Source organism: Pseudomonas sp., assembly GCF_030150285.1.
GTDB lineage: Bacteria > Pseudomonadota > Gammaproteobacteria > Pseudomonadales > Pseudomonadaceae > Aquipseudomonas.
Genome location: NZ_JASLGE010000067.1, coordinates 21,627 through 33,804, shown reverse-complemented (window position 1 = coordinate 33,804; position 12,178 = coordinate 21,627). Strand labels below are relative to the sequence as shown.

The 12,178-nt window shown below is 56.5% G+C and carries 10 protein-coding genes; 5 read left to right on the top strand and 5 right to left on the bottom strand.

Translation table 11 applies throughout. The features are described from left to right. Nucleotides 1-32: 32 nt before the first annotated feature. Entirely contained in the window at nt 33-899 is an 867-nt protein-coding gene (hexR, locus tag Q1W15_RS15085; RefSeq protein WP_300729891.1) for a transcriptional regulator HexR, read from the bottom strand. Nucleotides 900-1,057: 158 nt separating this feature from the next. Then, complete coding sequence (locus tag Q1W15_RS15080) at nt 1,058-2,941, bottom strand: putative bifunctional diguanylate cyclase/phosphodiesterase (RefSeq protein WP_367280642.1); 1,884 nt, start codon at nt 2,939-2,941, stop codon at nt 1,058-1,060. Nucleotides 2,942-3,156: 215 nt separating this feature from the next. Here Q1W15_RS15080 and uvrD point away from each other — a divergent pair, with 215 nt between their 5' ends. From uvrD to Q1W15_RS15065, 3 genes are all read left to right on the top strand, one after another. Continuing rightward, the gene (gene uvrD, locus Q1W15_RS15075) at nt 3,157-5,340 is read left to right on the top strand and encodes a DNA helicase II (RefSeq protein ID WP_300729890.1); all 2,184 of its coding nucleotides are present in this window, start codon (nt 3,157-3,159) and stop codon (nt 5,338-5,340) included. 209 nt (nt 5,341-5,549) lie between these two features. Further along, nucleotides 5,550-6,410: a TIM44-like domain-containing protein gene (locus Q1W15_RS15070; protein ID WP_300729888.1), complete on the top strand. Its 861-nt coding sequence runs from the start codon at nt 5,550-5,552 to the stop codon at nt 6,408-6,410. Nucleotides 6,411-6,545: 135 nt separating this feature from the next. Continuing rightward, on the top strand, nt 6,546-6,953 hold the full coding sequence (locus Q1W15_RS15065) for an SMI1/KNR4 family protein (RefSeq protein WP_300729887.1): 408 nt from the start codon (nt 6,546-6,548) through the stop codon (nt 6,951-6,953). A gap of 85 nt (nt 6,954-7,038) precedes the next feature. Here the strand turns inward: Q1W15_RS15065 and Q1W15_RS15060 are convergent, their stop codons facing one another. Further along, nucleotides 7,039-8,799, bottom strand: coding sequence for a cation:proton antiporter (locus tag Q1W15_RS15060; protein WP_300729886.1), 1,761 nt, complete (start codon nt 8,797-8,799; stop codon nt 7,039-7,041). Between the two features lie 291 nt (nt 8,800-9,090). Here Q1W15_RS15060 and Q1W15_RS15055 point away from each other — a divergent pair, with 291 nt between their 5' ends. Continuing rightward, a complete protein-coding gene (locus Q1W15_RS15055) occupies nt 9,091-9,576 on the top strand; it encodes an acyl-CoA thioesterase (RefSeq protein ID WP_300729885.1) in 486 nt (161 codons plus the stop codon). A gap of 54 nt (nt 9,577-9,630) precedes the next feature. Here the strand turns inward: Q1W15_RS15055 and pdxY are convergent, their stop codons facing one another. Continuing rightward, complete coding sequence (pdxY, locus tag Q1W15_RS15050; protein WP_300729884.1) at nt 9,631-10,503, bottom strand: pyridoxal kinase PdxY; 873 nt, start codon at nt 10,501-10,503, stop codon at nt 9,631-9,633. Between the two features lie 113 nt (nt 10,504-10,616). Here pdxY and Q1W15_RS15045 point away from each other — a divergent pair, with 113 nt between their 5' ends. Further along, the gene (locus tag Q1W15_RS15045) at nt 10,617-11,018 is read left to right on the top strand and encodes a DUF3301 domain-containing protein (RefSeq protein ID WP_300729881.1); all 402 of its coding nucleotides are present in this window, start codon (nt 10,617-10,619) and stop codon (nt 11,016-11,018) included. 164 nt (nt 11,019-11,182) lie between these two features. Here Q1W15_RS15045 and Q1W15_RS15040 read toward each other — a convergent pair whose 3' ends face one another. After that, nucleotides 11,183-12,163: a GTP-binding protein gene (locus Q1W15_RS15040; RefSeq protein ID WP_300729937.1), complete on the bottom strand. Its 981-nt coding sequence runs from the start codon at nt 12,161-12,163 to the stop codon at nt 11,183-11,185. Nucleotides 12,164-12,178 lie beyond the last annotated feature (15 nt).

Below are 12,178 nucleotides of genomic sequence, written 5' to 3'. Positions count from 1 at the left end.
CTTTTAAAAAATCAAAAGATCGCGCGCAGGCGCTAGTCTTCGTGGCTTTTCAGCGATTTTGGCGACAGGCGCAAGCTGCGAAGGCTGCGTTTCACGCTTTTAAGGTGGTTGACCAGGCTCGGGCCGCGGGCCATGGCCACGCCCATTGCCAGCACGTCAATCACCACCAGGTGAGCAATGCGCGAGGTCAACGGGGTGTAGATTTCCGTGTCTTCGTGTACGTCGATGGCCAGGTTCACCGTCGCCAGCTCGGCTAACGGGGTTTGGCTGGGGCACAAGGTGATCAGCGTTGCGCCACTTTCACGCACCAGGTTGGCGGTAATCAGCAAGTCTTTGGAACGGCCCGACTGGGAGATACAGATGGCCACGTCCGTCGGCTTCAAGGTCACCGCCGACATCGCTTGCATGTGCGGGTCGGAATACGCCGCCGCCGTCAGCAGCAAACGGAAAAACTTGTGCTGGGCATCGGCCGCCACGGCACCTGACGCCCCAAACCCATAAAACTCGACGCGCTGGGCCTGAGACATCGCGGTCACGGCGCGCTGCAAAGCCACGGGGTCCAGATTCTCACGCACATCCATCAGGGTATGCAGCGTGGTGTCGAAGATTTTGAGGCTGTAGTCCGCCACCGAATCGTCTTCGTGAATGGCGAACTGGCCAAAACTCGCCCCCGCCGCCAGGCTTTGCGCCAGCTTGAGTTTCAGGTCCTGAAACCCTGAGCAGCCTATAGCTCGGCAAAAACGCACGATCGTGGGCTCGCTGATGCCGACACTGTGAGCGAGGTCGGCCATGGAGCTGTGCATTACCGCCGCAGGATCAAGCAGCACGTGATCGGCGACCTTGAGTTCCGATTTCCGTAACAGGTGGCGTGACTGGGCGATATGTTGCAGCAGGTTCAAAGGGCTGGACTCGGTCGGTAAGCGGCAATCGCCGGGGATGTAGCATTCTTGTAGTTATACTACAAGAATCGACTTTCTGCCCAACCAATACGTCATGACAACACGCCTCATTACCGCCAACCCCCCGTCACAGCGGTTTCAGGCCACCGCCTGAAGCACTACACAATAACGATGCCTGAGCGCAGCAAATCACCCAAGGCCATGGCATTGATCGGCCGGCTAATGAAAAAGCCCTGCACTTCGTCACACTGCTGCGCTTTGAGAAAGCTGATTTGCACCTCATCTTCGACACCTTCCGCCACCACTTTCAAATCCAGGCTGTGGGCCATCGCAATAATCGCCTTGGTAATGGCATCGTCTTCACTTAAGCGGCCCACGCCGCGAATAAAGACCTGATCAATCTTCACGTAGTCCACCGCAAAACGTTTCAGGTAGCTGAGTGACGAGTGGCCGGTACCGAAATCATCAATGGCCAACTTCACGCCCAACTCGTGCAACTGCCGGAAAGTCGCAATGACGTATTCAACATTGTCGAGCAACTGGCTTTCGGTGAGTTCCAGTTCCAGACAATGAGGGGGCAGACCGGTCTCTTCCAGCACCTGACGCACCAGGCTGACGAGTTTGCCCTGGCGCAGTTGATGGCCAGACAAGTTGACCGACATCCGTATCGGCGCAAGCCCCGAGCGTTGCCATTCAAACGCCTGGCGGCAGGCTTCACGCAACACAAACTCGCCAATGGCACCTATCAGGCCGGTCTCTTCAGCCAGCGTAATAAAATCACTCGGCGGCACACTCCCCAACTGCGGGTGATCCCAGCGCACCAGCGCTTCTGCAGCATGCAGCCGCCCCGTCTTCAGGCAGAGCTTGGGCTGATAAAAAACATTGAGCTGGCCTTCGGCAATGGCCTTGCGCAGTTGATTTTCCAGTTGCAAGCGTTCAAGCGGGCTGTGTTGCAAGCTGTGGCTGAAAAATTGAAAAGTGCCACCTCCGAAGTGTTTGGCCTGTTGCATGGCTTTGTTGGCCTGATGAATCAGGGTAGCCGTATCACGGGCGCTGTCAGGCAGCAGACTGATACCAATCGATGTGCTGATAACCAGTTCATGGCCATCCACTATCAGGGGACGGCTCAACTTGCTCAGCAACCGGGTGGTCACCCGCGCCAGGCTGGTCAGGCTGCCATACGCATCAAACAACACGGCAAACTCATCGCCGGACAGCCGCGCAATCGTGTCGGCTTCAGGCAACGCCTTGGTGATACGTTCGGCCACCTGTTGCAGCACCTGGTCAGCCAGTTCATGGCCGAGGCTGTCGTTGAGCAGTTTGAAACGGTCCAGGTCAATGTGCAGCAGCGCCAGGTTGCGCGACCCTTGGCGAACCCGCTGATGAGCTTCTTCCAGGCGCTCCTTGAACAACAGCCGGTTGGCCAGGCCGGTCAACTCGTCGAAATGCGTCAGGTGGCGTACCCGCGCCTCCGCCGTGCGGCGCGCTGACAGGTCAGTGATAAACGCCACTATATGGCTGACATGCCCGGCGTCGTCACGCACCACCTTGAGCTGCAACCACTGTGGGTACAGTTGGCCATTCTTGCGGGTTTCAACCAGCTCGCCTTGCCAAGTGTCGTGCTGGCGTAATGAAGCCTTTATCGCGGAAAAATGCCGATGGGCGTCGCGGCTACAAGCCAGCTCATCCACCCGGTGCCCCACCATCTCTTCAAGCGCGTAACCGGTGATACGTCTGAAGGCCTGATTAACCGCCAGCATGGTGTACCCGGGATCAAGGATGACAATGCCTTCGCTGGCGGCTTCAAACACGGTAGAAGCCAGGCGACGCTGTTCCACCTCGCGCGCCAGCTCAAGGTTGAGCTGCTCACTGCGCACATTGGCTTGTTGCAAATCGTCGAACAGGCCCTGGTGGTGTGAGCGACGCGCCAACCGGCGTTGATGAATCCGTTTGATGTATACGTTCAGAGCGCCCACCAGGGCCAGCGAAAGACCGAACGCGATGCCGAAAAACACGCCTGGCGAGTGAATACCCTGAATCATCGGCAAAATTCTTAAAATAATGGATCAGCCAAAATGTCGCCCGAGCATACACAAGCAATGCCCGCGACCAAACGGGCATCCCTCAATAAATAGATTAAATATCCGCCTCACATTTTGCCCCCCGCTCTACATCGGCCCCGCTCTCTTTTCGGGTACTCGACGCATGACCACTGCGCAGCTAGCAATGAAACGCCAACAGCCCCTAAAATGCCCTGATGCGCGATGATCTCTCTCTCCTGTTAAATTCCCTCAACGATGCCCAACGTCAGGCTGTCACAGCCAGCGTCGGCCGTCAGTTGGTTCTGGCCGGCGCAGGTTCCGGCAAAACCCGTGTGCTGGTGCACCGTATCGCCTGGTTGATCCAGGTCGAGAACGCGTCCCCACACTCTGTGTTGTCGGTGACGTTCACCAACAAGGCGGCGGCCGAGATGCGCCACCGCATCGAGCAGTTGATGGGGATAAGCCCGGCCGGTATGTGGGTCGGCACTTTCCACGGCCTGGCACATCGCCTGTTACGCGCTCACTGGCAAGAGGCCGGGCTGAGCCAGACCTTCCAGATTCTCGACAGTGATGACCAGCAGCGCTTGGTCAAACGCGTGATACGTGAACTGGGGCTGGATGAACAACGCTGGCCTGTGCGTCAGGCGCAGTGGTTTATCAACGGCCAAAAAGACGAAGGCTTGCGCCCGCAACATATCCAGGCCAGTGGCGATTTGTTCCTGGCTACCATGCGCAGCATCTACGAGGCCTATGAGGCGGCCTGCCAACGTGCGGGTGTCATCGACTTCTCCGAATTACTGCTACGCGCCCTTGACCTGTGGCGCGACAACCCGGGCCTGCTGGCGCATTACCAAAAGCGCTTCCGACACATCTTGGTGGATGAGTTCCAGGACACCAACGCCGTGCAATACGCTTGGCTGCGGTTACTGGCCCAGGGCGGCGACAGCCTGATGGTGGTAGGCGATGACGACCAGTCGATCTACGGCTGGCGCGGCGCAAAAATTGAAAACATCTACCAATATTCCACCGACTTCCCGGATGCCGAGACCATTCGCCTGGAGCAAAACTACCGCTCCACCGCCGGCATCCTCAAAGCCGCCAACGCCCTCATCGCCAACAACAGCGGGCGCATGGGCAAAGAGCTGTGGACCGATGGCGGCGAAGGCGAAGCCATCAATTTGTACGCGGCCTTCAACGAACACGACGAAGCCCGTTATGTCGTCGAAACCATCGAAAGCGCGCTGAAAACCGGCCTGGCTCACAGCGATATCGCTATTTTGTATCGCTCCAACGCCCAATCACGGGTACTGGAAGAGGCCTTGCTGCGTGAGCGAATCCCTTACCGTATTTATGGTGGCCAGCGCTTCTTCGAACGCGCCGAAATCAAAAATGCAATGGCCTACATGCGCTTGCTGGAAGGCCGTGGCAACGATGCCGCGCTGGAGCGGGTCATTAACGTCCCGGCCCGCGGCATTGGCGAAAAAACCGTTGAAGCCATCCGCGAACACGCACGCCACAGTGACGTGTCAATGTGGGAGGCCATGCGCCAGTTGATCGCCAATAAAGCCTTACCCGGCCGCGCATCAGGGGCCATTGCAGGGTTTGTCGAACTGATCGAGCACCTCGCCGCCAAAGTCATGGAGATGCCGCTGCATCTGATGACCCAGACCGTGATCGAGCAAAGCGGGCTGATTGCCTACCATCAGGCAGAAAAAGGCGAGAAAGGTCAGGCCCGGGTAGAAAACCTTGAGGAACTGGTTAGCGCTGCACGCAACTTCGAAAACACGGAAGAAGACGAAGAGCTGTCGCCCTTGGCTGCCTTCCTCGGGCACGCATCGCTGGAGGCTGGCGATACCCAAGCGCAAGAGCATGAAGACGGTATCCAACTGATGACGCTGCACAGCGCCAAAGGGCTGGAGTTCCCCTATGTGTTCCTGGTGGGCATGGAAGAAGGCCTGTTCCCGCACAAGATGAGCCTGGAAGAGCCCGGACGCCTTGAAGAGGAACGTCGCCTGGCTTACGTGGGCATCACTCGGGCCATGCAACAGCTGGTGATGACCTATGCTGAGACCCGTCGCCTCTATGGCAATGAAACCTACAATAAGGTGTCGCGCTTCGTGCGCGAGGTGCCAAAAGGTCTTATTCAGGAAGTTCGTCTGTCCAACAGCGTCAGCCGGCCTTTCGGGGGCGGTCAGAAGCAAAGCGCAAGCACGCTGTTTGGCGGGTCGGAAATCCCGGAGACCGAATTCAAGCTCGGGCAACTGGTTCGCCACGCGGTGTTCGGCGAAGGCGTGATCCTCAACTTCGAAGGCGCGGGGGCTCAAGCGCGGGTGCAGGTCAACTTTCCCGAAGGCAGTAAGTGGCTGATGATGGGCTACGCCAAACTTGAAGCGGTCTGACAGCAACGCGACAGCTTTTCAGCGATAGGGTAAGGGTAGTGCGGGAGCTGGAAGGCCAGTTCCCGCACAATATATTCCTATTTCCTACGCCTAAAAAATCTAAGCCTTGCAGATAAATACGCAAAAGCCAGAAACACTTCGACACTAGCCAGTCACACCTCAGCTGTGCAACATGGCGCGCGTGTTAACCACAAATGGGAACTCCCTTTATGAAACGTTTTCTTAGCATCGCCATGGCGTTGTGCATCGGTTTGACGATGAGCCTGGACGCGAACGCCAAACGCTTTGGCGGCGGCAAAAGTGCTGGTTCAGCACCTGCCCACCAAACACGTCAAGCTGCACCCGCGACAGCCGCCGCACCGGCAGCTGCCGCTGGCGCTGCAGGCGCAGCTGCCAAAGCCGGTGGTGCTTCGCGCTGGCTCGGCCCTCTGGCCGGCCTCGCGGCAGGTGGCTTGCTCGCCTCCATGTTCATGGGCGGCGGCTTCCAGGGCATGCAGTTCTTCGACATCCTGATCATGGCGGTCATCGCCTTCGTCATCTTCCGCTTTATTGCTGCCCGTCGCCGCAAACAAGCTGAAATGATGGCTCCAGCAGGTCACGCGCCAATGGAACGTGAAGTGTTTGATGCCAAACCTGCCACCGCCTCGATCTTCGGTGGCGGTTCGGCTGCTCCAGCAGCCCGTCCGGTGATCAACGCGCCGGCCTGGTTCAACGAGCAGAGCTTCCTGGAAGCTGCGCGCAACCATTTCCAGTCCCTGCAACAGCATTGGGATGCCAACGAAATGGACAAGATCACTGAGTTCGTTACACCGCAAATGCTTGAGTTCCTCAAGCGCGAACGTGCTGAGCTGGGTGAAGGCTTCAACTCCACCTACATCGATAACCTGACCGTGCAACTGGACGGCCTGGATGATCGCGCCGACAAGACCATGGCGACTCTGACGTTCAGCGGTATCTCGAAGTCCTCGCGCTTTGACCAGGGCGAAGCCTTCAGCGAAAGCTGGAACATGGAACGCCAACAAGGCGAAAACCAGCCTTGGCTGGTCGCCGGTATCCGCCAAAACGGCTGATCCCTGCAGTGTTACAGGCATGAACCAAAGCCCCGGACTTGTCCGGGGCTTTGCATTTCACGATTGCACTTATAACAAGCTACTGTATAAAACGCGTCATCTAAAACCGCGCCATAGAGTATGAGGATTGAGGTCGTGGAAGAGATCATCGAAGAGCTACGCGATAAAAACGAGCCTGTACCTGTTCCACTGGAACTGCCTGATGAAGACCTGCTGGTGGAAATCGAAGAACAACTGTTCATCGATATTCCGTTTGTCTTCAAAGAGTTTTTGCTCACCGTCAGCGATGTGGTGTACGGCAGCCTGGAACCGGTCACCGTGACCGATCCACAATCCCACACCTACCTGCCGGAAGTGGCTGCGACGGCATGGGACTTGGGTGTTCCGCGCGAGCTGATCCCTATTTGCCAGGACGGCGACGATTACTACTGCGTCGAGGAAGACGGCACCGTGGTGCTGTGGTCCGGCGAAGAAGAACTCGTCACCGAAGAAACGTGGGAATCGGTCTGGCACTGGGCCCGGGACGTGTGGCTGGAAAGCTGATACACGCCTCTGAGGGAACGGGTTTGCTCGCGATTTTTTGATCCGTTAAAAGATCGCGAACAAGCACGCTCCTACAGGGGGGCTGTTAGTGCCCGCCTTCCTTGTGATTGTCCAGCGTCTCCAGCAACGCCACTTGCATGCGCGTATGGATGCGCACAAACCAGCGCCACAGCACAGCGGCCACGCCTGCCGCAACCACGGCGATAATGATCAGCAGTTCATTGGTCGGCAAAATGCTCGCGGACAGCGCGGACAACAGCAAGAAGATGACCAGTAGCGACAAGATCGGAATGATCTCGGCAATCACCCGACGCACACGCTGAGTGTGACGACCTGCCACCTCCGCTTTAACCCCCATCTCCGCCAACAGCATCGACAACGCTTTAAGCTTGCGATAAGCCGCGATCAGGAACGGCAGCGACAGCAACAAAGCGGCCCCCCAGATCAAACTGTTTTGCCAGGTTGACCGTGCAACCCACCCCTGCAAAGACTCCGCAATCCGGGGTGCAAAGTAGCCGCCAGCAAAGAAGATCGCGATCACCAACGCCAGATTAACGCCGACTTGAAGCAGTATTTTACGGATCATGGCCGCCAGCAACGCCCCCTCACCCTGCGGCTGAATGCTGCGCAACCATTCGCCATATAACCCGAACACCCGCGACAAACGGCCAGGCATCACGTGTGCCAGCTTGAGCGAGAGCGGATCTGCGGCGCGAATCAGGTAAGGCGTCATCAGGGTCGTCAGTACCGACACCGCGACCGCTACGGGGTACAGGAAGCTGCTGGTGACCTGTAATGACATACCCAGCGCCGCGATGATGAATGAAAATTCACCAATCTGAGAAAGCCCCATGCCAACTCGCAACGAAGTGCGCCCGTCATTGCCCGCGATAAAAGCACCCAGCCCGCAAGAAAGCATCTTGCCCAGCACCACTGCACAGGTAATAACCACAATCGGTAAGGCGTATTCCCACAGAATCGCGGGATCAAGCATCAACCCGATGGCCACAAAGAAAATGGCACTGAACAAATCACGTACGGGCTCGATCAAGCGCTCGATTTTCAGCAACTGGCGCGACTCGGCCATGATGGCACCGATCAAAAAGGCACCTAGCACCATGCTGTACTCGAGCCTGACCACCAGGAGGCAGAAGCCAAAGCACAGGCCCAGCACCGTAATCAGCAACATCTCATTGCTTTCAAATTTCGCGACATAGGCCAACACCCGCGGTACAAGCAAGATGCCGATCACCAAGGCCACGATCATAAAGAGCGACAACTTGCCGACAGTCGAAAAAACCTCTTCAGGGCTCACACTGCCGCTGACGGCAATGCTCGACAGCAGGGCAATAATGCCAATGCCCAAGATATCTTCAACGATCAACACGCCAAAAATCAGCTGCGCGAAGCGCTCGTTTTTCATCTTCAGGTCGTTCAGCGCCTTAACGATGATGGTGGTCGACGAAATCGCCAGAATGGCACCCAGGAACAGCGAGTCCATGGTGCTCCAGTCAAACCAGCGGCCAATTTCGTAGCCGACCCAGATCATCAGCGTAATTTCCATAAACGCTGCGATAAAGGCTGTGGCTCCGACCTTGAACAGTTTGCGCAGGCTAAATTCCAGCCCCAGGCAAAACATCAGGAAAATCACGCCCAGCTCGGCCAGGGTTTTAATCGTGTCTTCGTCGTGGATAAGGCCAAACGGCGGGGTGTGTGGGCCGATAATAAAACCGGCTACGATGTAGCCCAGCACAACCGGTTGCTTGAATCGGTGAAACAGTATCGTCACCACACCTGCGACCAGCATGATAACTGCCAGATCCTGAATAAAACTGATGGCATGCATGGCGTGGCGCCTCCTTGATTAAGTGTTTCTCAGCAACAGAACGTCAGGCACAGCGCATTTGTCTGTGCCTGTAGACTGATTTAAGTGTAGGAATTACCCATGTATCGGGCTTTCGAAGGTTAACACCGCGACTTCCTCTAGAAAGGCGGTGCAATATATGGAAACAGATAGAAATCAGCGTGACGGCTGTCAAAACGGTAGCGTCCCGTTAATAACTGTTTCAAAAATCGACAAGTATCCGCAGAGATACCTCCTTATTCACTGCTGCAACACAACCGCGAGCCTGCTGCTATGGAACCCGGAAACGCCCAACTGTCGATGACGGTTTTAATGACACCGGACATGGCCAATTTTTCTGGCAATGTTCACGGCGGAACCCTGCTCAAGTACCTCGATGAAGTCGCTTACGCCTGCGCCAGCCGTTATGCAGGTCGCTATGTCGTCACGTTGTCGGTGGATCAGGTGATTTTTCGTGAGCCGATTCACGTCGGCGAATTGGTGACCTTTCTGGCATCAGTCAACTACACCGGCAATACCTCCATGGAGGTAGGGATCAAGGTCGTCACCGAGAACATTCGTGAACGCTCGGTGCGCCACACCAACAGTTGTTTCTTCACCATGGTGGCGGTGGACGACGACCGTAAGCCCGCCGCTGTACCGCCTCTACAGCCGGTTAACAGCGAAGACAAACGACGCTTTATCCAGGGCAAGCAACGTCGCCAGATTCGTCAGGAACTGGAGCAGCGTTATTTGGAGCTAAAACACGAAGGCGTGTAAAAAGCGCCTGGCGCAAGGTTGCTCGCGATCGTGAAAAGACCGCGAGCAGCCGTTTTACAGCACGATTGGCTGCGCCTCAAAACGCACACGCGGATGAGCGATGCGGTCTTGAGCACGCACCAGTTGCAACTCGTAGCTGTTGCAGGCCTGGGTTTCAAGCAGCACTTCATGCACCGCCGCCGCCGCGAATTCAAACGCGGCCACCAGGCTATCCCCCAATAGCACTCGCGCCAGGAACAAACCTGACGTCAGATCGCCCACACCCACCGGCTGGCGTGGGAACGCCAACAGGGGGCGGCGTAAATGCCAATTCCCTTGCTCGGTCACCAACAGCATCTCGAAACTGTCTGGCACCTTGCCCGGGTAAGCCAAATGTTTGACCAGCACGGCTTTGGGGCCACGGGCCAACAGGCTGCGCGCCATGGCCAGGCAATCCAGCAGCGATTGCGGCTGACGCCCACAAAAGCTGTCCAGTTCCAACTGGTTCGGGCACAGAAAGTCCGCCACCGCTGCCGCTTCATTGAGCAGAAAGTGACTGACCTCCTGCGGCACGATGCAGCCCTTTTCAGGGTGGCCCATCACCGGATCGCACAGGTACAGCGCCTGAGGGTTGACGGCCTTGATACGCGCCACGCCGCTCAAAATGGCTCGCCCTTGGGCAGCACTGCCCAGGTAGCCGGACAGTACAGCATCACAGTTCCCCAGCTCGCCAATGGTGGCAATCCCTTCAATCAACGCCGGAATCTGCTCGGGGGCCATCACTTCGCCGGCCCATTGACCATACTGTGTATGGTTTGAGAACTGCACCGTGTTCAAAGGCCATACGTTCACGCCCACACGCTGCATGGGAAATACCGCGGCACTGTTGCCGGCATGGCCGAAAACCACGTGGGATTGGATAGCAAGTAAGTGAGGTGTGCGTTTCATGCCGGATTCCAGACTGCAGATGGATTCAAGCCACGCAGTATGCGACTAAACACAGCCTGTACGACAGGCTAAAGACACAGTTAAGCTGAGCTGAATCTGTTGGAGTCTCTCTGATGCTGACCCTTGGAAATATGTGCGTGCTGATGTTGCTGGCAGCGGCGGGTGCCTGGTTGTGGCACAACCATGGCCTACGCGAGCGGGCGCTGGAGCGGGTCAAGCAGCACTGCAAAAATCTCGATATCGAGTTGCTGGATGAGAACGTTGCCCTAAAGAAAATCGGCTTTGTCGCCGATGCCAATGGCAACAAGCGCTTGGCCCGTGTCTACACCTTTGAGTTCACGGTAACCGGTGAGCAACGCCACACGGGCACTATCACGCAGTTCGGCCCTCACAGCGCCAAAATCGAACTGCCCCCCTACCCGATCAAGACCGAGCCCCAACCGAGCGAAATCCCCAGCGCTCAAGTGATTGAATTAAGCCAATGGCGCCAGGAACACAGCAAGACCCGCCACTGACCCGGGCCTGTGGATAACTTGGCTTCATCCCGTATCCATTGACTTTAAAAACCCCTGAAACCCTTGAGATAGACGTATCTAGAGCGTTTAAGGGGGGGAATCTGTACAACACAGATTATAATTGTAGGACAATTTTACCAGCACAAAAGCCGCGTTTTGAGGCCTTAAAGCGGCTGAGCAGGTACGATTCGGCAGTTTTCTAAGCCGGCTCGCAGTGAATCCAGGTCTTGTGAGCAATCAAAGATCAATTCCATGCGCGAATCCTGCCTCCACTCGCTGGGTTTCCAGGGGGCAAGGGTGTTTTCCAGAGAATTGGTCGAAAACCAGCCGTGGGGCGTGCGAAAAACCAGCTTTGCACGACGCCAATTCAGGCTTTGCAGCCACTGCTGGAGTGCTTCCAGGTCGAACGACTGCGAGGCATGCCAGCGCCATCCTACACTCCACCCTTGTGCCTGATGCTGAACCTGCAGAATCGGCACTTCGGGGCCTGAAAAAACGCCGCTTAATTGGTTAAAATCTTTATAAATCAATGAGTTATCCACAGCGTGAGCAACTTTCATATTCGCTGAAGGCAGCGTATTCAGCGGGATGCAGCCATGCTCGACCCATAGAACAGGGCACTTTGGCAGGCTGTATTCAATCTGCTCACGTTGCTCATTGGGCACACTATTAGATTTATTCATGACCACTAAACCGGCACTTTTCAGGGCGGTTTTCTGGGTTTCAGGCAAGGGTTTCCCCTGCGCCATTGCCTGTGCGTCCAAGACCATCACGCATGGCTGTAACTCCAAAACACCGGCCCAAGGGGCTTCGCTCAGCTGCTTCATGATTTGGGCAGGATGCCCCAGGCCGGAGGGTTCGATAAAAACCCGATCAGGTTGAGCCTTGCGTAAAAGGCGGCCCAAACCGATCTGAAAAGGCGCGCCATTGACACAACACACACACCCGCCCGCCACTTCGGCAATGGCAATAGTGCCATCACCTTGGCTCATCAACGCCGCATCCAGGCCTATCAGCCCAAACTCGTTGACCAATACCGCCCAGCGTTCGTGTGCGGGTTTTAGTGTCATCAGGTGCTGAATGAGGCTGGTTTTGCCGGCACCCAACGGCCCGGCAATCACATGGGTAGGTATGTTCTGCAGCATCATTGCCAGCTTCTG

Bases quoted from the DNA above. Each gene is read 5' to 3' on its own strand.
- Q1W15_RS15080 (WP_367280642.1), bottom strand. From the start codon at position 2,941: ATGATTCAGGGTATTCACTCGCCAGGCGTGTTTTTCGGCATCGCGTTC.
- uvrD (WP_300729890.1), top strand. From the start codon at position 3,157: ATGCGCGATGATCTCTCTCTCCTGTTAAATTCCCTCAACGATGCCCAA.
- Q1W15_RS15040 (WP_300729937.1), bottom strand. From the start codon at position 12,163: ATGCTGCAGAACATACCTACCCATGTGATTGCCGGGCCGTTGGGTGCC.
- Q1W15_RS15060 (WP_300729886.1), bottom strand. From the start codon at position 8,799: ATGCATGCCATCAGTTTTATTCAGGATCTGGCAGTTATCATGCTGGTC.
- pdxY (WP_300729884.1), bottom strand. From the start codon at position 10,503: ATGAAACGCACACCTCACTTACTTGCTATCCAATCCCACGTGGTTTTC.
- Q1W15_RS15045 (WP_300729881.1), top strand. From the start codon at position 10,617: ATGCTGACCCTTGGAAATATGTGCGTGCTGATGTTGCTGGCAGCGGCG.
- Q1W15_RS15070 (WP_300729888.1), top strand. From the start codon at position 5,550: ATGAAACGTTTTCTTAGCATCGCCATGGCGTTGTGCATCGGTTTGACG.
- Q1W15_RS15055 (WP_300729885.1), top strand. From the start codon at position 9,091: ATGGAACCCGGAAACGCCCAACTGTCGATGACGGTTTTAATGACACCG.